General features: G+C 70.0%; 18 protein-coding genes. 8 read left to right on the top strand and 10 right to left on the bottom strand.

Translation table 11 applies throughout. The features are described 5' to 3' along the window. Window positions 1-69 precede the first annotated feature (69 nt). Genes ACFYRH_RS15910 through ACFYRH_RS15900 form a run of 3 tightly spaced genes read left to right on the top strand, consistent with a single transcriptional unit; the run spans window position 70 to window position 3561 of the window. Window positions 70-1347, top strand: a complete 1278-nt coding sequence (locus ACFYRH_RS15910) for an acetyl-CoA C-acetyltransferase (RefSeq protein WP_387774466.1) — start codon at window positions 70-72, stop codon at window positions 1345-1347. A gap of 8 nt (window positions 1348-1355) precedes the next feature. Beyond that, on the top strand, window positions 1356-2702 hold the full coding sequence (locus ACFYRH_RS15905; RefSeq protein WP_387774463.1) for a 3-oxoacyl-ACP reductase: 1347 nt from the start codon (window positions 1356-1358) through the stop codon (window positions 2700-2702). A 1-nt stretch (window position 2703) separates the two neighbouring features. Beyond that, window positions 2704-3561, top strand: coding sequence for a MaoC family dehydratase (locus ACFYRH_RS15900; RefSeq protein ID WP_387774460.1), 858 nt, complete (start codon window positions 2704-2706; stop codon window positions 3559-3561). 44 nt (window positions 3562-3605) lie between these two features. Here the strand turns inward: ACFYRH_RS15900 and thrS are convergent, their stop codons facing one another. The 3 genes from thrS to ACFYRH_RS15885 form a co-directional block, all read right to left on the bottom strand. Beyond that, window positions 3606-4862: a threonine--tRNA ligase gene (gene thrS / locus ACFYRH_RS15895; RefSeq protein WP_387774457.1), complete on the bottom strand. Its 1257-nt coding sequence runs from the start codon at window positions 4860-4862 to the stop codon at window positions 3606-3608. A 149-nt stretch (window positions 4863-5011) separates the two neighbouring features. Beyond that, window positions 5012-5857 (bottom strand): acyl-CoA thioesterase, encoded by an 846-nt coding sequence (locus ACFYRH_RS15890; protein ID WP_387774454.1) that lies wholly within the window; start codon window positions 5855-5857, stop codon window positions 5012-5014. Between the two features lie 230 nt (window positions 5858-6087). Next, window positions 6088-7005 carry a proteasome assembly chaperone family protein gene (locus ACFYRH_RS15885; protein ID WP_387774451.1) on the bottom strand — a complete coding sequence of 306 codons (918 nt, stop codon included), beginning with the start codon at window positions 7003-7005 and terminating at the stop codon, window positions 6088-6090. 173 nt (window positions 7006-7178) lie between these two features. Here ACFYRH_RS15885 and ACFYRH_RS15880 point away from each other — a divergent pair, with 173 nt between their 5' ends. The 3 genes from ACFYRH_RS15880 (at window position 7179) to ACFYRH_RS15870 (ending at window position 10800) form a co-directional block, all read left to right on the top strand. Continuing rightward, window positions 7179-8195 carry a hydroxyacid dehydrogenase gene (locus ACFYRH_RS15880; protein WP_387774448.1) on the top strand — a complete coding sequence of 339 codons (1017 nt, stop codon included), beginning with the start codon at window positions 7179-7181 and terminating at the stop codon, window positions 8193-8195. A 118-nt stretch (window positions 8196-8313) separates the two neighbouring features. After that, window positions 8314-10221: a DUF2264 domain-containing protein gene (locus ACFYRH_RS15875; RefSeq protein WP_387774445.1), complete on the top strand. Its 1908-nt coding sequence runs from the start codon at window positions 8314-8316 to the stop codon at window positions 10219-10221. A 51-nt stretch (window positions 10222-10272) separates the two neighbouring features. Then, window positions 10273-10800, top strand: a complete 528-nt coding sequence (locus ACFYRH_RS15870) for a ferritin (RefSeq protein ID WP_387774442.1) — start codon at window positions 10273-10275, stop codon at window positions 10798-10800. 1 nt (window position 10801) lies between these two features. Here the strand turns inward: ACFYRH_RS15870 and ACFYRH_RS15865 are convergent, their stop codons facing one another. Together ACFYRH_RS15865 and ACFYRH_RS15860 are read right to left on the bottom strand one after the other, a co-directional pair. Then, window positions 10802-12694 (bottom strand): DUF2207 domain-containing protein, encoded by a 1893-nt coding sequence (locus ACFYRH_RS15865; RefSeq protein WP_387774439.1) that lies wholly within the window; start codon window positions 12692-12694, stop codon window positions 10802-10804. A 33-nt stretch (window positions 12695-12727) separates the two neighbouring features. Continuing rightward, a complete protein-coding gene (locus tag ACFYRH_RS15860) occupies window positions 12728-14629 on the bottom strand; it encodes a DUF2207 domain-containing protein (RefSeq protein WP_387774436.1) in 1902 nt (633 codons plus the stop codon). A gap of 118 nt (window positions 14630-14747) precedes the next feature. Here ACFYRH_RS15860 and ACFYRH_RS15855 point away from each other — a divergent pair, with 118 nt between their 5' ends. Beyond that, on the top strand, window positions 14748-16874 hold the full coding sequence (locus tag ACFYRH_RS15855; protein ID WP_387774433.1) for an elongation factor G-like protein EF-G2: 2127 nt from the start codon (window positions 14748-14750) through the stop codon (window positions 16872-16874). Between the two features lies 1 nt (window position 16875). On the opposite strand, the gene ACFYRH_RS15850 is transcribed toward ACFYRH_RS15855, so the two are convergent. The 3 genes from ACFYRH_RS15850 to ACFYRH_RS15840 are packed head-to-tail and all read right to left on the bottom strand — an operon-like array spanning window position 16876 to window position 19459. After that, window positions 16876-18141 carry an AAA family ATPase gene (locus ACFYRH_RS15850; RefSeq protein WP_387774430.1) on the bottom strand — a complete coding sequence of 422 codons (1266 nt, stop codon included), beginning with the start codon at window positions 18139-18141 and terminating at the stop codon, window positions 16876-16878. Next, the gene (locus ACFYRH_RS15845) at window positions 18138-19013 is read right to left on the bottom strand and encodes a tetratricopeptide repeat protein (RefSeq protein WP_387774427.1); all 876 of its coding nucleotides are present in this window, start codon (window positions 19011-19013) and stop codon (window positions 18138-18140) included. The genes ACFYRH_RS15850 and ACFYRH_RS15845 overlap by 4 nt, the downstream gene beginning before the upstream one ends. Continuing rightward, complete coding sequence (locus tag ACFYRH_RS15840; RefSeq protein ID WP_387774424.1) at window positions 19010-19459, bottom strand: hypothetical protein; 450 nt, start codon at window positions 19457-19459, stop codon at window positions 19010-19012. The genes ACFYRH_RS15845 and ACFYRH_RS15840 overlap by 4 nt, the downstream gene beginning before the upstream one ends. A gap of 53 nt (window positions 19460-19512) precedes the next feature. Here ACFYRH_RS15840 and ACFYRH_RS15835 point away from each other — a divergent pair, with 53 nt between their 5' ends. Then, window positions 19513-19920 carry an HIT family protein gene (locus ACFYRH_RS15835; RefSeq protein WP_387774421.1) on the top strand — a complete coding sequence of 136 codons (408 nt, stop codon included), beginning with the start codon at window positions 19513-19515 and terminating at the stop codon, window positions 19918-19920. Here ACFYRH_RS15835 and ACFYRH_RS15830 read toward each other — a convergent pair. Continuing rightward, window positions 19913-21019, bottom strand: a complete 1107-nt coding sequence (locus tag ACFYRH_RS15830; protein ID WP_387774418.1) for a glycosyltransferase family 4 protein — start codon at window positions 21017-21019, stop codon at window positions 19913-19915. The two genes, ACFYRH_RS15835 and ACFYRH_RS15830, sit on opposite strands and share 8 nt — an antisense overlap. 24 nt (window positions 21020-21043) lie before the next feature. Then, the gene (locus tag ACFYRH_RS15825; RefSeq protein ID WP_387774415.1) at window positions 21044-21913 is read right to left on the bottom strand and encodes a phosphatidylinositol mannoside acyltransferase; all 870 of its coding nucleotides are present in this window, start codon (window positions 21911-21913) and stop codon (window positions 21044-21046) included. Window position 21914: the final 1 nt, after the last annotated feature.

Genomic DNA, 21914 nt, shown 5'->3' with positions numbered 1-21914 from the left:
AGGTGCGTGCCTGGGCGCCGAAAGCGCCGTCGAACTTCCGACTCAGGACACCAGAGCAGGAGAGACATCGTGACCGAACCGCGCAAGGTGGCCGTGGTCGCCGGAAACCGGATCCCGTTCGCCCGGCAGGACAAGACGTACCGGCACGCCTCCAACTCCGACATGCTCACCGCGGCGCTGAACGGTCTGGTCGACCGGACCGGCCTCGGCGGTCAGGAGGTCGGTGAGGTGGTCGCCGGAGCGGTCCTCAAGCACGCCCGCGACTGGAACATGGTGCGCGAGGTCGTTCTGGGCTCGAAGCTCGCGCCCACCACCCCGGCGTACGACATCCAGCAGGCCTGTGGGACCGGGCTGGAGGCGGCGATCCTGGTCGGCAACAAGATCGCCCTCGGGCAGATCGACGCCGGGATCGCGGGTGGCGTCGACACCGCGTCGGACGCGCCGATCGCGGTCAACGACCGGCTGCGCAACATCCTGCTCGACCTGAACCGCGCGAAGACCTACCCGGACCGGCTGAAGGTCCTCGCGCGGGTGCGCCCGAAGGACGTCGTACCGGAGATCCCGCGGAACGCCGAGCCGCGGACCCGCAAGTCGATGGGTGAGCACGCGGCGCTGACCGCCCTCGAGTGGGGTATCACCCGGGAGGCGCAGGACGAGCTCGCGTACCGGTCCCACGTGAACCTCGCGAAGGCGTACGACCGGGGTTTCCAGGACGACCTGATCACGCCGTACCTCGGGCTCGAGAAGGACCAGAACCTGCGGCCGGACACCACGATCGAGAAGCTCGCCAAGCTCAAGCCGGTGTTCGGCAAGGGCGAGACCGCGACGATGACCGCGGGCAACTCCACGCCGCTCACCGACGGTGCGTCGACAGTGCTGTTGTCGACCGACGAGTGGGCCGCCGAGCACGGTCTGCGCCCGCTCGCGTACCTGACGCACTCGCAGACCGCCGCGGTCGACTACGTGAAGGGTGCCGAGGGTCTGCTGATGGCCCCCGCGTACGCCGTACCGCGGATGCTGGCCCGCGCCGGTCTCACACTGCAGGACTTCGACTACTACGAGATCCACGAAGCGTTCGCGTCCCAGGTACTGTCCACCCTGAAGGCGTGGGAGGACCCGATCTTCTGCAAGGAGCGACTGGGTCTCGACGCGCCGCTCGGGGAGATCGATCGGGACAAGCTGAACGTGAACGGCAGCTCGCTGGCCGCGGGCCACCCGTTCGCGGCGACCGGTGGGCGGATCGTCGCCGCGCTGGCCAAGCAACTGGACGAGAACGGCGGCGGCCGGGGCCTGATCTCGATCTGTGCCGCGGGCGGCCAGGGTGTCGTCGCCATCCTCGAGAAGTAGGAGCTGAGATGACGGATCGCTACCAGACCTTCACCCGGACGCCGCTCGGGCAGACCCTGGTGAAGAACCTCGGTCTCCCGGACCCGACGCCGCTGCCCCGCTGGTTCGAGGGCTCGCCGGTGATCGACGGGCCGGTCGTCTTCGGCGCGATCGGCGAGACCGACGCCGGCAAGGCGATCCAGGCGCTGCTCCGGGACATCGGCGCCGCGTTCAGTACGGCGGCCGAGGGCGTCGCGTCGAGCGAGATCCGCCCGAAGGCGCTGGTCTTCGACGCGACCGGCGCGACCTCGACCGCCGATCTGAGCAGCCTGCAGCGCTTCTTCTCCCCCGTCATCCGCCAGCTCGCCCCGGCCGGTCGCGTCATCGTCGTCGGCCGTACGCCGGAACTCGCGAGCACCACCGGCCAGCACGTCGCCCAGCGCGCGCTCGAGGGCTTCACCCGCTCACTCGGCAAGGAGGTGAAACGCGGCGCCACGGTCAACCTCGTGTACGTCGCACCGGACGCGCACGAACAACTCGACTCCACGCTCCGCTTCTTCCTCTCCCCCAAGTCGGCGTACGTCGACGGTCAGGTCGCCCGCATCGGCACCGGTCCCCTGGTCAGCAACGACCCGAACCGCCCGCTCGCCGGCCGTACGGCGCTGGTGACCGGCGCGGCCCGTGGCATCGGTGCGGCGATCGCGAACACGCTGGCTCGCGACGGTGCGACGATCATCGGCGTCGACGTACCGCAGAACGCGGACGCGCTGCGCAAGGTGATCACGAAGATCGGCGGCACCGAGCTGCTGCTCGACGTGACCGCGGTCGATGCCCCGCAGCGGATCGCCGCGCACGCGCAGGAGCAGCACGGCGGACTCGACATCGTCGTCCACAACGCCGGCATCACGCGGGACCGTCGGCTGGTGAACATGCGGACCGACGCGTGGGACGCCGTCCTCGACGTGAACCTGCGGGCCCCCGAGCGCATCACGGAGTACCTGCTGGAGTCCGGTGCGCTCAGGGACGGTGGCTCGATCATCGGCGTGTCGTCGATCGCCGGGATCGCGGGGAACAACGGCCAGACGAATTACTCGACCTCGAAGGCCGGCGTGATCGGCCTGGTCCAGGCGCTCGCGCCGACGCTGACCGAGCGGCAGATCCGGATCAACGCGGTCGCGCCCGGGTTCATCGAGACCGAGATGACCGCGAAGGTACCGTTCGCGATCCGCGAGGTCGGGCGGCGGATCAACTCCCTGCAGCAAGGCGGTCTGCCGATCGACGTCGCCGAGACGATCGCGTGGTTCGCGGATCCGGCGTCGGCCGGTGTGACCGGCAACGTGGTCCGGGTCTGCGGCCAGAGCATGCTGGGCGCCTGACATGCCGACCCGACGGTACGACGACTCCCCCGGCCTCGGATCGCTCTACGCGCGGACCGTTCGCGCCACGTTGCGCCGGGCCGACTACGAGCCGGACGAGGACGGGCTGACGCTCGAACTGCCGCGATCGGCGATCGACCAGGACCACCTGACGGCGTACCGGGAGGTCACCGGGTTCGCGGCCGGTCCGACGCTGCCGGCGACGTACCCGCATGTGCTGGCGTTCCCGTTGCACCTGGACCTGATGTCCGACCCCTCGTTCCCGTACAAGCCGATGGGGATCGTGCATCTGTCCAACACGATCACGCAGAAGCAGCCGCTGCCGATCCACGCCGAGCCGTCGATCCGCGTGCACAGTACGCCGGAACGCCCGCACCCCAAGGGCACTGTCTTCGACATCATCAGCGAGGTGTTCGTCGACCACGAACTGGTCTGGAGCGATCTCACCACACTGCTCAGCCGCTCCTCCGGTACGCCGGATGCGCACGCCGACTTGCTGCCCGACCCGGTGCTCAGCCCGAGCGCGTGGTGGGACCTGCGCGGCAACCTCGGCCGCCGGTACGCCGCCGCGTCCGGCGACCGGAACCCGATCCACCTGTGGAAACTGACCGCCCAGGCGTTCGGGTTCCCGCGCCAGATCGCGCACGGGATGTGGGCCAAGGCCGCCGCGCTCGCGTCCCTCCAGCGGGCCGGCGAACTGCCGGACTCGTTCACGGTCCGCGTGGACTTCCGCAAGCCGTTGCTGCTCCCGTCGCGGGTCCAGTTCGGTCACCAACAGATCGGCAAGACGCTCGACTTCGCGCTGTACGACGAGTCGCACGACGTGACGCACCTGATCGGGCAGCTGCAGGAGAGCTGAACCGCCAGGCCGTCACAATCGCCACCCCGGCGCCGCGTGCACGCTCATGCGTCCTCGCTCCGGCTGATTGCGATGGCCCGGGGCTCCGCAGCGTCACGGATCCGGTCCAGCGCCTCGCTGATCGGCGCACCCCATCGGCTGCCGTCGCGCTCCCGCACCGCGAGCTCGCCGCCCGCCGCCTCACGAGCACCGATGACGGCCTGGTACGGCGCCAGCCGGTTCTCCCGGATCCGCGCGCCGAGTCCGCCCTCGTCCGCGTGCGCGATCTCGACCCGCAGCCCGCGATCAACCGCCCGCCGGGCGATCTGCGCGGCCAACTGCTCCTCGTCGTCGGAGATCGGCAGTACGACGAGTTGCACCGGCGCGAGCCACGCAGGGAACGCACCGCCGTGCACCTCGATCAGCTGCGCCATCGCCCGCTCGATGCTCCCGACGATCGCCCGGTGCACCATCACCGGCCGATGTTTGTTGCCGTCGGCACCGACGTACTCGAGACCGAACGCGGCCGGCTGGTGGAAGTCGATCTGGACGGTCGACAGACTGAACTCGCGGCCCGCCGAATCCTCCATCTGAATGTCGATCTTCGGTCCGTAGAACGCCGCGTCGCCGGGCGCCTCCTCGTAGTCGATGCCGGCGTCCTTCAGCACGTTGCGCAGCAGGTCGGCCGCTTGCGCCCAGCTCGCGGCGTCCCCGACGTACTTACTGGCGGGGCTGTTGAACTCGGCATCGGCAGCGGGCAGTGCGAGGACGTAGCGCGAGGCGGCGATGCCCATGTCGGCGTACGCCTGGTTGATCAGGCGTAAGGCATCGGCTGCTTCGTCGGCGACCTGGTCGAGGCGGCAGAAGATGTGCGCGTCGTTGAGTTGCATGGCGCGGACACGGCTCAGGCCGCCGATGGCGCCGGACAGTTCGGCGCGGTACTGGCCGCCGAGCTCGGACATCCGCAGTGGGAGCTCGCGGTAGCTGTGCGAGCGGGAGCGGTACATGAGCGCGTGGTGCGGGCAGATGCTCGGCCGGAGTACGAGCTGCTCGGCGCCCATGTCCATCGGCGGATACATGTCGTCGTGGTACTTCGCCCAGTGGCCCGAGATCTCGTACAGCTCGCGTTTGGCGAGCACCGGCGAGTACACCTGCTGGTAGCCGGCTCGTCGTTCCACTTCGACGATGTAGCTCTCGAGTGCCCGGCGTACCGCGGCACCCGCGGGCAGCCAGTAGGGCAGGCCGGCACCGATCAACGGGTCGGAATCGAACAGGCCGAGCTCGCGGCCGATCTTGCGATGGTCAAACATGTGCTCGTTCATGGGTGGTCTCCTCGTCTGGACGGGGCGAGGGACCACGGGAACGACGAAGCCCCGGGGCACTCGCCCCGGGGCTTCGTTCGACAGTCAGCTGTCAGCGCGCCGGGACATACTCCGGCGTCGTCGTCACTGCAGCGCGCTTGAACATGGCGTCAGGTTAGCAGGTCGGTGTCCAGGCCGACAGGACGAATCAGACCTTCCTGCGCGACCGAAGCTGTCAGCGTGCCTGATTCGGTGTAGAGGCGGCCGGTGGCGAAGCCTCGGGCACCGGAGGCTGACGGGGATGCCTGGTCGTACAGCAGCCACTCGTCGGCGCGGAACGGGCGGTGGAACCACAACGCGTGGTCGAGCGAGGCGGGCTGGATGCGGCGGTCGCCGATCACGATGCCGTGCGGGAGCAGGCTGGCGCCGAGCAGCGTCAGATCGCTGGCGTAGGCGAGCACACAGGCGTGCAGAGCGGGATCGTCGGGAAGCTTGCCCGCGGCCCGGATCCAGAACTGACGCCCGGTGACACCGGCCAGCCGTACGTCGAGCGCCGACCACTCCCGATCCCAGTCGGCCGCCGGCCGCCCGGACTGCGCCTCCAGCACAGCCGCCAGCCGTGGCGCCTCCTCCGGCGGTACGACGTCGTCCGGCATCGGATCCTGGTGGTCCAGACCCGGCTCGGGACGCTGGAACGACGCGGACATGTAGAAGATCGGCTTCCCGTGCTGCGACGCCACCACACGCCGGCTGCTGAACGAGCCACCATCCCGCGTCGGCTCCGCCCGGTACACGATCGGCACGGAGGTGTCGCCGCCGCGCAGGAAGTACCCGTGCAGCGAGTGCACGACGCGCTCGGGGTCGACCGTCCGGCTGGCCGCGACGAGCGCCTGACCGAGCACCTGACCACCGAACACGCGTTGCATCGACGTCTGCGGCTGACGACCCCGGAACAGGTCGACCTCGATCTCTTCCAGGTCGAGCAGCTCGACCAGATCCTCCAGCGAATCAGGCATGCCCCATCCTGACAGGCTCAGCGCCGAACAGACGCCGTACCCGCTGTGGAAACCGTCACGCCGCCGCCCCACCAACCGCCGGGTGCCTGCACAGGAACTGGGGGCGTTGCACAGGCAATAACCTGTGCAACGCCCCCAGTTCTTGTGCGAGCGCCCCACGGCTGACCCGCCTGTCGCCGCAGTCGCGCGGACCCATCCGGTCCCGTGCCGACCCTGCGGGCCGGTGGCGCCTACTTGTCGTCGTCGCGGTTGAGGTCGGCCAAGAACTGCTCTACCTCGGCGCCGAGCTCTTCGGCGGACGGGGTTCCGTTGTCGGCGAGGAGGCTCTTGCGGCTGACCGAGCCGGCGGCGGCGTCGTACTGCGTCTCGAGGGCCTTGACCACCGCGCTCGCGTCCTCGGAGGCGTCGACCTGCTCGTCGACCAGCCGGCCGGTGACGGCGGCCTCGTCGAGCAGGGCCTTGCTAGGGAGCAGCAGGCCGGTCGCCGCGGAGATCGCGTGCACCAGCGCCAGCGCGGCGCCCGGGAAGCGGTTCTCGGCCAGGTAGTGCGGGACGTGCACCGCGAAGCCCATCGCGTCCTTGCCGGCCTCGCCCAGGCGCACCTGCAGCATCGTGCCGGCGCTCGCGGGAAGCACCATCTCGCCGTCCCAGATGTTCGAGCGGGTGACCAGCTCGGGACGGGTCGCGTGCGCGGTCAGGCCGAGCGGCCGGGTGTGCGGCACGCCCATCGGGATGCCGTGGACGCCGACCGTCAGAGTCACGTTGTAGCGCTCGATGAGCTGCCGGACCGCGCCGGCGAACCGGTCCCAGTGGTTGTCCGGCTCAGCGCCCTCGAGCAGCAGGAAGTCGACACCCGCGTCGTCGGTCACCAGGTGCAGCGACAGGTGCGGCGGGGTGTAGTCGGTGAACCGGTCCTCGGCGAACGTCACCTCGGGCCGCCGGGCCCGGTAGTCGTGCAGGAGGTCGATGTCGAACCGTGCGAGCAGCCGGTGGTCCAGCACCTCGAGCAGGTGGTCGGCGGTCACCCGGCCGGCCTGGCCCGCGTCCATGAACCCGTCCAGCGAGTGCACCAAGACCTTCGGCGTCGCCGCCGGGCCGGTCGCCACCGACTCGTCGACGATCTCGTAGAGGTCGTCCGGTCGCAGCATCGTCGTTCTCCTTCACTTGGCCAACGGGCGGGTAGGCCCTGCTATCCAACCCTTACTCGAGGTCAACGCCGGGACTCCGCGGACAAATTCCGGTCCGGACGAAAGTTTCAGGATCTTCCAAGACTCGGCGGTCGGCGAGACAGCTGCGGAAAGCGCTTGCTAGGTTATCCGTCGTGAGCACCGTACCGACCTCCGCCCTGACCGTGATGCTGGCGATGAACGACGGCACCCGCGAGCGAGTCCTCGTACCCCGGGTCCGGCAGCGGCTGGAAGCGGTCGCCACCGTACTGCCCGTCGGCCCGGGCAGCAGCTTCCTCGCCGACCCCGCCGTCCGGGCCGCGCTGCCGGACGTCGACGTACTGCTCACCGGGTGGGGGTGCCCGCGGATCGGTCCCGAGGTGCTCGACGCGGCGCCGAAGCTGCAGGCGATCCTGCACGCCGCCGGCTCGGTGAAGGCGCTCGTCGACCCGCTCGTGTTCGACCGCGGGATCCAGGTGTCGTCGGCGGCCACCGCGAACGCGCAGCCGGTCGCCGAGTTCACCGTCGCGGCCATTGTGCTCGCCGGGAAGCGGGCGTTCCGGCTCGCCGCGCAGTACCGGCTGGAGCGCCGGAAGGCGGACCCGCACGGGATGCCGGGCAGCTACGGTACGACGGTCGGGCTGCTCGGAGCGTCACGGATCGCGAAGATGGTCGCGGACCGGTTGCGCGGGTTCGATCTCGAGGTGCTGATCAGCGACCCGTACCTGACTGCCGACGAGGCCGCCGCGCTCGGGGCGGAACTGGTCGACAACGACACCCTGTTCCGGCGCAGCGACATCCTCAGCGTGCATGCGCCGCTGCTGCCCGAGACGGTCGGGCTGGTCGACGCGCGGCTGCTCGGGCTGCTCAAGGACGGCTCGGTGCTGATCAACACGGCACGAGGCAAGATCATCGATCCCGAGGCGCTGATCCGCGAGTGCGTGTCCGGCCGGATCGACGCCGTACTCGACGTCACCGACCCGGAGCCGCTGCCGCCGGACTCGCCGCTGCTCGACCTGCCGAACGTCTTCATCACCCCGCACGTCGCCGGCGCCGTCGGGAACGAGATCGCCCGCCTCGGCGAACTCGCCGTCACCGAACTCGAACGCCTCGCCACCGGCCAGCCCCTGCTGCACGCCATCACCCCCGCGGAGATCGGACGCCTCGCATGACTGTGCTTTTGGCCGGGCCTCCGGCGCCGGCGTGGTCATAGGGCTGTGACTCCCGGCCTTCCCTCGTCGCTCCAGTCGCTTCGCTCCCTCCGCTCCTCAGTCCAGGCCGGGAGGCCCCATGACCCGCTTGATTCTGCCTGATACCGATCGTGTGCTGTCTCGTCAGACGGGGTGGGGCCGGGCGCACTGGGAGGCGCTCGCGGATCATCTGCTCGACTCGCTGGTGCCGTACTTCTCGCCCGGCGCCTCGTTGGTCGAGCTGCCCGGGCGGCCGAGCCGGTCGGGTACGGCGTCCGACGCGCTGGAAGGTTTCGCGCGGTCGTTCATGCTGGCCGCGTTCCGGATCGCCGGTGTCCAGGGCAAGGGCTGCGAGCAACTGATCGAGCGGTACGCGCGTGGCGTCGCGAACGGCGCGAATCCGGACCACCCCGAGTCGTGGCTGCGGCTGACCTCGAGGTCGCAGCAGATGGTCGAGGCCGCGGCGATCGCGGTGTCGCTGCACGAGACCCGCGAGTGGATCTGGGACCGCCTCGACACCCGCGCGCAGGAGCACGTCGCGGAGTGGCTCGGCGGGTTCATCGGGTCGACGACGCACGACAACAACTGGCGGCTCTTCCAGGTCGTGAGCGAGCAGTTCCTCGCGTCGGTCGGTGCGCCGTACTCGCAGGAGGACATCGACGGCGGCCTCGACCGGATCGAGGATTGGTACGTCGGCGACGGGTGGTACTCCGACGGCGACGGGCAGAACTACGACAACTACATCGGCTGGGCCATGCACCTCTACCCCGGCCTGTGGGCGCGAATGGCGGCCGCGACGCCCGGAGCGCAGTACGAGGACCGGCTGAAGCTGTACAAGGAGCGGATCCGGCTGTTCCTCGAGGACGCCGTGCATCTCGTCGGGAACGACGGCGCACCGATCTACCAGGGTCGCTCGCTGACCTACCGGATGGCGGCCGCGGCGCCGTACTGGATGGGTGCCTTGCTGGACTCGACGCCGTTGAGCCCGGGTGAGACGCGGCGACTGTGCTCGGGGATCGCCCGGCACTTCGTGCAGCACGGGGTGCCGGACGAGCGTGGGATCCTGACGCTCGGTTGGTACGACACGTTCCTGCCGACGACGCAGCAGTACTCCGGACCGGGATCGCCGTACTGGGCCTCGAAGGGCTTCGTCGGCCTGATCCTGCCGCCTGAGCACCCGGTGTGGTCGGATCCCGAAGACTCGGTCCCGCTCGACGACGCCGACCAGCTGCGGGCGATGCCGAAGCCCGGGTGGATCCTGCACGGCAGCCGTCACGACCAGGTCGTGCAGTTGGTGAACCACGGTGCCGACCATGCGCCGGTCGCCGAGCCGGAAGGTGTCGAGCCGGCTGGTGATCCGCACTACAACCGGCTCGCCTACGCGAACCACGCCGGGCCGGACCTGTCCGATCACGAGCCGCACGTCGACAACCTGATCTCGCTGGTCTCGCCCGACGGGTCAGTGAGCGGCCGCGGGCGGATCCGGCGGCTGGGTGTCGACGGGCGTACGGCGTCCTCGTGGCACAAGGCGTGGCTCGGATCCGAGGGACCGTGGGCGATCGAGGTCGCTTCGGTGGTGCACAACGGATGGGAGATCCGGTGTGCGCTCGTCGAGGGGCCTGACGGTGCGGTGGTACGCAGCGGTGGGTTCGCTGTCGCGGGCGATTCTTTGCCGGAAGCAACGGTCGGCGCGGTGGTGGCGTCGTCGCGGAACACCGATGGTCTGGTGTCGGCGGTAGTCGGTCTGCACGGGTACGACGCGGCGGGCGTGCATCGCGGGCTCGGGGTCAACCCGTACGGTGCGCATTCGGCGACGCCGTACCTGACCGCTCCGCATCGTGGCGAGCCGTTGGTGCTGGTGAACGCCGTCCTGCTGACCCGGGACGCGCTCCGGCCGGAAGCGCTTGCCGAAGGCATCGATGTCGCGGTGGACGGTACGACGGTGCGCCTGACGCTGCCCGGTGGCGGGTCCGAGGTGGTCGAACTGGGACGGAATCGGGCCGGTTAGGTCAGGCTCCCCAAGGGTGTGGATTCGGCGGTCGGCCGTTAGATTGACGGGATGAGCACGTACGAGAAACTCCTGCAGGAACAGATCCGTAACGAATTCACGGCGTCGCAGCAGTACGTGGCAGTTGCTGTCTGGTACGACGAGCAGGATCTGCCGCGGCTGGCCGCGCACTTCTACAAGCAGTCGCTGGAAGAGCGAAACCACGCGATGATGATGGTCCAGTACCTGCTGGACAAGGACATCCGGCCGCGGATCCCGGCGGTCGGTGAGGTCGAGGGTGACTTCAAGACCGCGATCGAGCCGCTCGAACTCGCGCTGGCGCAGGAGATCACCGTCACCAAGCAGATCGAGACGCTGGCCCGCACGGCGCGGGACGAGAGCGACTACATCGGCGAGCAGTTCATGCAGTGGTTCCTCAAGGAGCAGGTCGAGGAGGTCGCCGCGATGAAGACCCTCGTCAACGTCGCGCAGCGTGCCGGTGACAACCTGTTCCACCTCGAAGACTTCCTGGCCCGCGAGGTAGTCGGCGACCCCGGCGCCGACCCCACGGCGCCCGCCACCGCCGGCGGAGCGGTCTGACCTACCAGCTGCCGCCGCCTCCGCCCCCTCCTCCTCCGCCTGAGGAGGATGAGGACGAGGTGCTGCCGGAGAAGCCGGAGGAAGTGCCTCCTCCGGTGGAGGGGGTGGGGGGATTGGCGAACGTTGTCGACGCCGTCGTCGAGATGCTCCCGGCGGACCAGCCGGAGTCGTAGTACGACGTGGAGCCGGAGTACCAGGTGGGGGTCGCGGTCAGGCGGCCGGACTGGACCAACTGGTGGCAGACCTGCTGCCAGCGGTCGGCGAGCCCGAGCACGACGGCCCACGGCAGGTACTTGCTGAAGATGTCCTCGCCGTCCTCGAAGCGGAGCTGATCCGCCTCCGCCGTCTCGAGGTATTGCCGGAACCCCACCACCTGATCGGTCAGTGCCCGCCCGAGCGCCGTACGCCGCCCGCGCCGCCGCTCGAGGATCACGTCGAGCAGCGCGTTCCCCATCGCCAGCAGCGGTACGACGACCGCCAGCGCCGGCCCGAGCCAACTCGGCGCACCGAACTTCACGCACCACACGATCACGCTGATCAGCGCGCCGACCACAGCCATGAATGCTCCGCAGCCCAACGGCACCCATCCGTAGCCCGAGGACTCGACGACCGTCACCCGATGCGGCATCCGGACGTACCACTGCTGCTCCTCCGCCCGCTTCCGCACCGCGTCGACCAGGTTCTCCGCCGCCCGCGCCGGCCCGGTGTCCCCCACCGCCGGCCCCGACAACCGCCGCTCGGCTCCGACCTGCTGCTTCGGGAACAGCCCGCGCAGCAGTGCCTTCTCATGCGGCGCCGAAGCAACCGAGGGATCGACCAGCACAGCCGTCCGTACGTCGTCTTCACTCTCGATCCGCGCCGCACCCCGGACCGCGAGATCGACCAGCGTCGCGGCCACCTCGGTCGTGTCGGCCTTGTTGTCGATCAGCAGACCACCCTCGGCGGCCGTGATGTCGGGCGGTGCGAAAGCGACCGGGATGTCCTTGTCCCGCAGGCGGTCCGGCACGGTGGCGGCGCCTCCGGGTGGCACGGTCCCTGGCGGCACCCCGTCGTACCGGAGGTCGCGACGCCGGCGGCTGACGACTTTGCCGATCACGAAGGCGGCGATCGTGAGCAGGCCCGAGACGATCGCAGCCGGCCGGCTGACGCCGTACCGCGCCAAGATGCCCGGTGGATTCACGACGATCGGCGTGTCGTTGCTCACGGCACCGGCTTTGATCCCGGCGACGATCGTCATCCCCTCGCCGCGGACGATATCCGTCTCTTGGGTGAACACCGCTTTGCCCGCCTGGACCGTCTTCGCATTGCAGGGGTCCGTCGACCCGGGCGGTCCTTCGTTGCAGGCCACTCGCGTGACACCGTGCGGGACTGTCACCGTGACCACCAGGTGATCGATCGGCGCCTCCCAGCTCGAACCCGTCGCGTCCCAGTACAGCTCGCTGTGGTCCGGGAAGTGCCGCAGTGCCCCGCGCACGTCGTACGTGATCTTGTACGTCGCCCGTCCGCCGGGGATCGTCTTGTCCCCCGACCCGATCTTGATCCGCAGCACTTGATCGCGACGCTTGTTCGTCCTCGTCGTCGCGGTACTGAATTCCGCGGACGCCGTCGGCGACGACACGTTGATGTTCGAGACCTCGTACTTCTGGTCCTTCGACCGGTCGTCCACGAACGGCTCGCGGATCACCAGGTCCCGGAAGATCCCGTGCGCGTCCTCGTCACCGAACTCGTAGTCGATCGTCTCGGCGACGTGCAGCACGCCGTCGCCGGAGACCGTGTAGTCGATCGCCATCGACCTGACCCGGTCCCCGAGCGCGGCCGACGCGGGTACGGCGTACCCGGCCAGCGCCAGCGTGACGGCGAGCATGCCGATGACGACCCCGAGCGCACGACGCATGACCGCGACACTACCGAGCGTGAGGTCCGCCGTTCACCAACTGCCGCCGCCTCCACCACCGCCACCGCCGCCGGAGGAGCCACCGCTGAAGCCGGAGGAGCTGCCGCCGCCACCGCCCGAGCTGGACGGCGTGGGCGGTGGGTCGAAGCTGTGCGCGACCGTCGAGCTGACGGCGCCGGCGGTCCAGCCGGAGGTGTAGTACGACGGGCCGACGTACCAGTAGGGGTCGGGAGTCAGGCGGCCCGCGGCGACCAGCTGCTCGCAGGTCTTCTGCCAGCGGTCCGCGATCCCGAACGCGATCGCCCAGGGCAGGTACTTCGAGAAGATGTCCTCACCTTCCTCGAAGCGCAGCTGGTCCGCCTCCGCGGTCGCGAGGTACTTCCGGAAGCCGACCAGCTGGTCGGTCACCGCCCGGCCCGCCGGGTTCCGTTGCCCACGGCCACGGATCACGATCCAGGTGATCAGGGCGACGATCACGGCGATCACCGGGATCGCGACCACCACCGCCCGGCCGAGCCCGCCGGTCGCCGCGCTGGCGACCGTACCGAACAGGCCGGCGCCGACCACCCAGATCCCGATCATCGACATGCACGCGCAGCTGAAGCCGTTCTTGAAGACCGAGCCGCCGCCGGCCCGCGGCATCCGCTGGTACCACTGCCGCGCCTTCACCTGGTCGCGCAGCGCCTTGATCATCGCGGTGTGCGCGTTCCGCATGGTGTTCTCCCCCACCGCGCCGCGCTTCAGCGTCACCTCCGAGCCGGGTTGCAGCGTCGGGAACAGCCCCGACATCAGTGCCTGCTCGTGCGGCGCGGTCGCGGCCGCCGGGTTCAGCAGCACGGCCTTCTGCTCGTCGCCGGTGTTGTCGATCCGTACGCCGCCGCGCACCGCCATGTCGATCAGCGTCGCGGCCGTCTCGACCGTGGTCGCCTTCGCATCGATCAGCAGACCGCCCTCGGCGACCGGGATCCGCGGCGGTGCGAACGCGACCGGGATCTGGTCCTCGGACAGCTCGTCCTTCACCGGCTCGACCGAGGCGCCGTCCGGCGGGAACGTACCCGGCGGCATCCCGGCGAACCGCTGGTCCTTGTTCCCGAACCTCGCATACAGCCAGGCGACGACGATCGCGGCCACGCTGACGATGCCGGCGCCGATCACGGACAGCCAGGACAGGCCGTTGCGCTCGAGCCAGGTCGGCGGGTCGACCACGATCGGCGCGTCGTTCTGTACGGCGCCCGCGGTGATGCCCGCGACGATCGTCAGCTGCTGTGCGCGCTCCAGGTTGGACTCGCCGAAGACGCCCTTGCCGCCGACCACGGACTTCTGTGAGCAGGTGCCGGTCGAGCCCGCCGACCCACTGAAGCAGTCGACCTGCGTGACACCCTGCGGGACCTCGACGTTGACCGTGACCTGGTCGATGGTCGCGCTCCACGCGCTGCCGGTCGCGTCCCAGTACAGCTCGCTGTGGTCGGCGAAGTGCCGCAGTGCGCCCCGGACGTCGTACTTGATGACGTAGGTCGCGTCGTACCCCTTGACCGTGTCGTTCGGGTCGCCGATCTTGATCTGCAGATTCGCGTGGCGGCCGTTCTTCTCGGTGAACGTCTCCTCGGTGAACCTGCTCGGCGCGCCGCTGGGTGACGAGACCTCGATGTTCGAGACCTCGTACTTCTGGTCCTTGGAGTCGTCGTCCTTGTAGGGCTCGCGGACGACCAGGTCGCGGTAGATACCGTGCCGGCCGGCGTCGGCGAAGTGGTAGGCGATCCGCTCCTCGACCTTCAGCACGCCTTCCGGTGTCACCGTGTAGTTGATCGTGAAGTTCCTGATCTCGTCGCCGTAGTCCGCCGTCGACGCTGTCGACGCTGTGGCCGGTACCGCGAAACCGGCCACCGCCAGAACGGCGAACAACGTGCTGATGACGACCCCGAGTGCGCGACGCATGTCCTGGACCCTATCCACCGGCGGGGTCCGGGGTGGGAGGTGGAGACGAATCCGCGACCGGAGGGGCCTTGTGCGAAATGTCGGTTAGGGGAATCGTGGGTGGACCAGGAGGAACGTCATGGCAGACAAGACGAACACTTCCCAAGGCACCGGAGCCGCGCCCGCTGTGGACAGTCCGGCCGCCATCCGCAACGTGGTCCTGGTCGGTCCGTCGGGCGCCGGCAAGACCACCCTCGTCGAGGCCCTGCTGGTGGCCTCCGGAGTCCTGAACAGACCCGGCACCGTCGTCGACGGAACCACGGTGTGCGACTTCGACGACGCGGCCGTCCGGCAGCAGCGCTCGGTCGGCCTGTCACTCGCCTCGCTCCCGCACGACGGCGTCAAGGTGAACCTGATCGACACCCCGGGGTACGCCGATTTCGTCGGCGAACTGCGCGCCGGACTCCGCGCCGCGGACTGCGCGCTGTTCGTGATCTCGGCGAGCGAGGGGGTCGACGAACCGACCAAGACCGTCTGGCAGGAATGCGACCAGGTCGGGATGCCCCGCGCGGTCGTGATCACCAAGCTCGACCACGCCCGGGCGAACTACCAGAACGCGCTGGCGACCGCGCAGGACGCCTTCGGCGACAAGGTGCTGCCGCTGTACCTGCCCGCTGGTGACGGGCTGATCGGGCTGCTCTCCCAGACGTACTACGGCTACGCCGACGGCAAGCACTCCACGGCGACCCCCGACGCGTCGTACGACGACCAGATCGAGGAGCTGCGGGGCACGCTGATCGAGGGCATCATCGAAGAGTCCGAGGACGAGTCGCTGATGGACCGGTACCTCGGCGGCGAGGAGATCGACCAGAAGGTGCTGATCGAGGACCTCGAGCGGGCCGTCGCCCGCGGCTCGTTCTTCCCGGTCGTCCCGGTCTGCAGCGCCTCCGGGATCGGCACGTTCGAGCTGCTCGAGGTGATCACCAGCGGGTTCCCGTCGCCACCCGAGCACACCATCCCGGACGTGTTCACCCCCCATGGCGTCGCCCGCAAGGGACTGGTCTGCGACCCGGACGGCCCGCTGCTCGCCGAGGTGGTGAAGACGACGTCGGACCCGTACGTCGGCAGGGTCAGCCTGGTCCGGGTGTTCTCCGGCACCATCAGGCCCGACACGACGGTTCACGTGTCGGGCCATTTCACGTCCTTCTTCGGCGAGCACAACTCGCACGAGGACCACGACGAGGACGAGCGGATCGGCACGCTGTCGTTCCCGCTCGGCAAGGCGCAACGGCCGGCCGGCGAAGTACTCGCCGGCGACATGTGCGCGATCGGCCGGCTGACCCGGGCGGAGACCGGCGACACGCTGTCCGGCAAGGCGGATCCGCTGCTGCTGAAGCCGTGGACGATGCCCGAGCCGCTGCTCCCGATCGCCGTCCAGGCGCACGCGAAGACCGACGAGGACAAGCTCGGGGTCGGGTTGCAGCGCCTCGCCGCGGAGGACCCGACGCTCCGGATCGAGCAGAACCCCGAGACGCACCAGATCGTCTTGTGGTGCATGGGCGAGGCCCACTCGGACGTCGTCCTGGACGCGCTCGCGAACCGGTACGGCGTGACCGTGGACACCGTCGAGCTCCGCGTGCCGCTACGGGAGACGTTCGGCGGATCGGCCAAGGGCCACGGGCGGCACGTCAAGCAGTCCGGCGGACACGGTCAGTACGCCGTCTGCGACATCGAGGTCGAGCCGCTGCCCGAGGGGTCCGGGTTCGAGTTCGTCGACAAGGTGGTCGGCGGGGCGGTGCCGCGGCAGTTCATCCCGAGCGTGGAGAAGGGCGTCCGGGCGCAGATGGAGAAGGGTGTCGCGGCCGGGTACCCGATGGTGGACATCCGGGTCACGCTCAAGGACGGCAAGGCGCACAGCGTCGACTCGTCCGACATGGCGTTCCAGATGGCCGGTGGGCTGGCGTTGCGCGAGGCCGCGGCCGCGTCGCGGGTGTCGATGCTCGAACCCGTGGACCTGGTGTCGGTGCTGGTGCCGGACGACCTGGTCGGCGCGGTGATGAGCGACCTGTCCGGGCGCCGCGGGCGGCTGCTCGGCACCGACAAGGTCGGCGACGACCGGACCCTGGTGAAGGCCGAAGTACCGCAGGTGGAGATCACCCGCTACACGATCGACCTCCGCTCGCTGTCCCACGGCGCCGCGACGTTCACCCGCGAGTTCTCCCGCTACGAGGCGATGCCCGAGTCGGCGGCGGCGAAACTCAAATGATCTAGCTCTTGGAATCGCGGGCGAGGCGGCGGCGTACGTCGCGAGACTTGAGGTACGCCGCCACGTCGTCGTACCGCTCGCTCTGGTTCGCGAACTCGATGTACGAGCGCACTCGGTGCAGCCAGTCGAGGGTGGACGGCTTCACGGCGGCCAGCGCCTCGGTCAGGTGCTGCATGCCGAGCGGGGGCTCGCCACCGGTGGAGAGCGCCTCGTCGATCACCTTGTCCACGCCGCGCTCGATCAGCGCCCGCAGGTCGGCACCGCTGAACATCGGCGTCTGACCGGCGAGGGCCTTGAGGTCGAGCCCGTCGGTCGGCACGTCCTTCGTCACCACCGTGAGGATGTCCGCACGGGCCGGCTCGTCGGGCGGCGGGACGAAGATCACCCGGTCGAAACGGCCCGGCCGGAGCATCGCCTCGTCGACGTCCCACGGCGCGTTGGTCGCGGCGAGCACCAGGAGCCCGTCGTTCTCGGAGCCGATCGCGTCCAGTTCCTGGAGCAGTACGTCGACCAGCCGCCGCGCCTCGGACCCACCGTGCTTGTGCCGCGCGAACGCCAGCGCGTCCAGCTCGTCGAGGAACAGTACGCACGGTCCGCCGGCGCGAGCCTGCTCGAACGCGGCGTGCAGGTTGCGCTCGGAGACGCCGAGGTACGGGTCCATCACGTCCTCGATCCGGACGTTGACGAACGGCAGCCCGCACTCCCCCGCGGTCGCCCGGGCGAGCAGCGTCTTCCCGCAACCAGGCGGGCCGTAGAGCATCACGCCGCCGCCCGGCTTCCGGCCGTACTTCTCGTAGAGCTCCGGGCGGCTCTGCGGGAGGATCACCATCCGGTGGATGACCCGCTTGATCTCCTCCATGCCACCGACCTGGTCGAAGGTCGTGGTCTCCTTGGCCGTCTCCATGTCGTACGGGTCGTACGGCGTCTCCGCCTCGGGTCCGACCTTGATCCGGACCCCGCTGCGCTCCGCGATCATCCCGTCGACGAGCTGCTGCAGCCGGCCGGTCCCCTCGACCACGCCACGCTGGCGCGCCGCCTCGAGCAGGTTGCGGAGCAGCGCGAGCCGCCCGTTCGCCGCGGCCAGTTCCCCGACCGGCACGAACTGGTCGTCCGGCAACCCTTGCTGGTCGAGCAGGACGACGTACTGGTCGAGCGCCTCCTCGGTCTCACTCGCCGCCACCAACGACTCCGCGAGCACGAGCCGGAGCAGGACGTCGTCCGGGTTGGCGTCGACCGCCTTCCGCAAAGCAACGATTCGGTCGTTCATGAACCCCACTTCCTGTTGATCCAGCGGCGGACCAGCGGTGGGACCACCCATGAGTAGACGCAGAACGCCAGCCAGATCATGGCGAACGCGAACGACAGCGGCGCCAGCCCGACGGCGCGGAGACCGTAGATGACGGCGACGGCGCAGACCCAGACGACCAGCGGGTTGACCCGCGCGAACGGGCGCAGCGGGAGCAGCAGCGGGTGGTTGATCAGCTTCGCCTCGCGGGCCGCCGCGCGGAGATCCGCGTCGCCGGGCTGGGCGGCCGCCGCGGACGCGAGCGACGTGTAGCCCGAGCGCGGGTCGCCGGTGAGCATGGACGCCGTACCGTGCAGGGCGCGGGCGCTCGGGTCCTCGGGGTCGTACGAGAGCGCCTCGGTGCTGTGCCGGTGCATGTCCCGGTCCTTGCCGAGCGCGAACGCGACCTGCGCCCGAGCCGCCGACACCGCCACGCTCTCCGGCGCCTGGGACGCGGCCCGCTCGACCAGCGCGCTCGCCTTCTCGGCCTGACCGGCCGCCAGGCAGACGTGCGCATAGCCGATCAGCAGATCCGGGTCGTTCGGATCGAGACTCAAGCCCTGCAGGAACGCAGCCTCGGCCTCGGGCAGGCGACCCTCGGCCCGCAGCGCGGACCCGAGCACGTGCAGCATCGCGAGGAACGGGCCGTGCTGCGCGAGGCCGTCCCGCAGTACGTCGACGGCTTCGGCGTTCCGGTCCAGCGCGTGCAGGGCGGCGCCGCGGAACAGGAACGCGCGGTAGTCGAGCGCAGCGTCACCGAACAGCCCCTGGAGCTCGTCGAGCGTGCGCTCCGGGTGACCGATCTGCAGCCAGTGGCCGGCCATCCGCAGGCGAGCCTCACTTGGTTCGTTCACAGCACCACCGTCACCAGGAGCAGGATCAGAGTCTCGGCCACCGCGCCGCCGATCGTCGCCGCGATGCCCACGCCCCACAGCGATCCGTAGTCCGTGCCACGCAGCTGGAACGCGCGGTCCATCGGACGCTGCAGCCGGAGCTGGACCAGGAAGCACAGCACCGCCACCACCCGCGTGCTGACCCGCAGCCCCGACGTGACATCGGCGTCGCTGTCGAACAGCGCGAACACTGCGATCACGGCGGCCAGCCCGACGAGACCGGTCAGCAGGATCAGGCGGCGCTTGGCCGCGTCGACGCCGAGCCGGCCGGAGTTGAGGTAGGCAACGACCGTCGAGGCGAGCACGCCGCCGAAGAAGGCGACGTACGTCTGGGACATCAGGCGCCACGGACGGACGGACATGTCCACGCCGGCGCCGATGGTCGGGCGCAGAAGTTCGTCCGGCATCGGACTCCTCGGGTGTCGGTCGGCAACGCTCGCGCAGTGTATAGCCTGTGGCGATGAGCGAGAACTGCATCTTCTGCGGGATCGTGGCCGGCGACATCCCCTCCACCCGGGTCGCGGAGGACGAGCGGGCGATCGCCTTCATGGACATCGCCCCGGCCACGCCCGGTCATCTGCTGGTGGTCCCGCGCGTGCACTCGACCGATCTCCGGGAGGCCGCTCCCGAGGATCTGACCGCCGCGACCCTGCTCGCCCAGTCGCTGGTCGGCCGCGTGATCGAGCGGCTGGACGGCGCTACCGGCGCGAACCTGCTCAGCTGCATCGGCGCGGACGCGTGGCAGAGCGTCTTCCACACCCACCTGCACGTGATCCCGCGCTACCCGAACGACCCGATGGTCCTGCCCTGGAAGCCCGAGTCAGGCGACCTGGACGAGATCAACGCGGTGCACGCCAAGCTCATCTAGCCACGAGCTCGTAGACGGACAGCAGTTCCGGGAGCAGCACCGACCAGTCGTACCGCGGCACGGCGGCCAGCCCGGCCGATCGAAGGTGCTCGCGTTCTTCGGGGCGGCGCAGCAGCCGGAGCGTGCGGGCCGCGAGCTCGGGGACGTTGCCGGGCTCGAACAGCTCCCCCAGCCGGCCGCCGTCCAGCACCTGCCGGAACGCGGGCAGGTCGCTCGCCAGCACCGGCGCGCCTGCCGCCATCGCCTCCAGCAGGACGATGCCGAAGCTCTCGCCACCGAGGTGCGGCGCCACGTACACGTCCGAGCCGGCCAGCATGTCTGCGCGCGCCTCGTCGTCGATCGCGCCGAGGAACAGCACGTTCTCGCGGTACCGCGGGGGCAACGACCGGCGCGTCTCGTCCGCGTTCCCGGCTCCCGCGACCAGGATCCGCAGCCGCGGCCGCTCCGCCAGCAGCAGCGGTACGGCGTCCAGCAGCACGCCGAGGCCTTTGCGCGGCTCGTCCAGCCGCCCGAGGAAGCTGATCGTGCCGTCCTCGCCCATCCACTCCAGCCGCGGGCTGCCCTTGAACCGCGCGGTGTACAGACCGTTCGGGATCACCACGGCCTCGCCGCCGATGTGCTGGACCATCATCGAACGGGCGTTCTCCGACACCGCGATCCGGGCGTCGATCTTCTCCAGCGCCGGCCGCAGCAGACCGGCCGCCGCGCTCATCGCCCGGGAGCGCACCTGCCAGGTATGGAAGGTGGCGACGAACGGCCCGGCCGCCGACCAGAGCGCGATGATCGACGCACTCGGGGTGGTCGGCTCGTGGACGTGCACCACGTCGAAGTCGCCGTCGGCGAGCCAGCTCTTCACCCGCGCCGCGGTCCGTGGCCCGAACGTCACCCGGGCGACCGACCCGTTGTACGGCACCCCGACCGCGCGGCCGGACGAGACGACGTACGGCGGGATCGCGCCGTCCTGCGACGAGTCGTCGACCGGAGCCAGCACCGAGATCTCGTGACCGAGCGAGAGCAAAGCCTCGGCGAGATCGCGGACGTGGTTCTGCACCCCGCCGGGTGTGCCCAGCGAGTACGGGCAGACCACGCCGATCCTCACACCACGATTCTTACTCGCCGGTCGTCAGTCCAGGAAAATCCGCTGCAGCATGTGCCAGTCCTGCGGGTGCTCGGCGATCCCGATCGCGAAGGCATCGGCACAGCGCTGGGTCATCCGCGCCGCTCCGCCCTCGGGCTCGATCGTGTCGTGGAAGGTGATCACCAGGTCGCGACCCTCGTAGTGCAGGGTCGCCGGGATCAGCGGCGCCCCGGTCTTCAGGCTGAGCGCTGCCGGCCCGACCGGCATCCGGGACGGCCGGCCGAAGAACGTCACCGGTACGCCGCGCTCGGACAGGTCCCGGTCGGCGACCAGGCAGACGAAACCGCCCGCACGCAGGCGCTCCGCGAGTACGGCGGTGACGTCGTCGTCACCACCGGTCAGCGGGAGCACCTCCATGCCGAGCTGCTTGCGGTAGGCGATGAAGCGGTCGAACAGGGACTCCGGCCGGAGCCGCTCGGCCACTGTCGAGACCGGCATCCCGGTCAGACCTGCCCAGGCACCCGCGTGGTCGTAGTTGGCGAGATGCGGGAGCGCGCAGATCACGCCCTGCCCCGCGGCGTAGGCGTCCCGCAGCAGCTTCTCGTTGACCGTCCGGACCCGGCCGACGATCTCCTCGTCGGTCCACTCCGGCAGCCGGAACGTCTCCAGCCAGTAGCGCAGGTACGAGCGCATTCCCGCGCTCGTCAGCGCAGCGAGCTCCGCGTCGGTCGCCCCTGGAACCACCGCGGCCAGGTTGCCGCGCAACCGCCGTACGCCGCGACCGTCGCGGCGGACCGTCCGGTCGGCCGCGAGCCGGAACAGCCGGCTGACGGTCCGCTCGGGGAGGCGGCGGACGAGGGTCCAGGCGAGGGCGAAGGCCAGGTCGACGGCGCGGTGGCGCAGGCCCTCCCTCACG

Origin of the sequence: Kribbella sp. NPDC004875, assembly GCF_042873375.1 — a bacterium.
GTDB lineage: Bacteria > Actinomycetota > Actinomycetes > Propionibacteriales > Kribbellaceae > Kribbella.
The sequence above is the reverse complement of the archived record's forward strand: the minus strand, read 5'-3'. Positions and strand labels throughout refer to the sequence as shown.

Excerpts from the sequence above, each read along its gene's own strand:
- ACFYRH_RS15875 (WP_387774445.1), top strand. The coding sequence starts at position 8,314 with ATGACCCGCTTGATTCTGCCTGATACCGATCGTGTGCTGTCTCGTCAG.
- ACFYRH_RS15870 (WP_387774442.1), top strand. The coding sequence starts at position 10,273 with ATGAGCACGTACGAGAAACTCCTGCAGGAACAGATCCGTAACGAATTC.
- ACFYRH_RS15865 (WP_387774439.1), bottom strand. The coding sequence starts at position 12,694 with ATGCGTCGTGCGCTCGGGGTCGTCATCGGCATGCTCGCCGTCACGCTG.
- thrS (WP_387774457.1), bottom strand. The coding sequence starts at position 4,862 with ATGAACGAGCACATGTTTGACCATCGCAAGATCGGCCGCGAGCTCGGC.
- ACFYRH_RS15885 (WP_387774451.1), bottom strand. The coding sequence starts at position 7,005 with ATGCTGCGACCGGACGACCTCTACGAGATCGTCGACGAGTCGGTGGCG.
- ACFYRH_RS15900 (WP_387774460.1), top strand. The coding sequence starts at position 2,704 with ATGCCGACCCGACGGTACGACGACTCCCCCGGCCTCGGATCGCTCTAC.
- ACFYRH_RS15835 (WP_387774421.1), top strand. The coding sequence starts at position 19,513 with ATGAGCGAGAACTGCATCTTCTGCGGGATCGTGGCCGGCGACATCCCC.
- ACFYRH_RS15855 (WP_387774433.1), top strand. The coding sequence starts at position 14,748 with ATGGCAGACAAGACGAACACTTCCCAAGGCACCGGAGCCGCGCCCGCT.
- ACFYRH_RS15890 (WP_387774454.1), bottom strand. The coding sequence starts at position 5,857 with ATGCCTGATTCGCTGGAGGATCTGGTCGAGCTGCTCGACCTGGAAGAG.
- ACFYRH_RS15860 (WP_387774436.1), bottom strand. The coding sequence starts at position 14,629 with ATGCGTCGCGCACTCGGGGTCGTCATCAGCACGTTGTTCGCCGTTCTG.
- ACFYRH_RS15905 (WP_387774463.1), top strand. The coding sequence starts at position 1,356 with ATGACGGATCGCTACCAGACCTTCACCCGGACGCCGCTCGGGCAGACC.
- ACFYRH_RS15850 (WP_387774430.1), bottom strand. The coding sequence starts at position 18,141 with ATGAACGACCGAATCGTTGCTTTGCGGAAGGCGGTCGACGCCAACCCG.
- ACFYRH_RS15840 (WP_387774424.1), bottom strand. The coding sequence starts at position 19,459 with ATGCCGGACGAACTTCTGCGCCCGACCATCGGCGCCGGCGTGGACATG.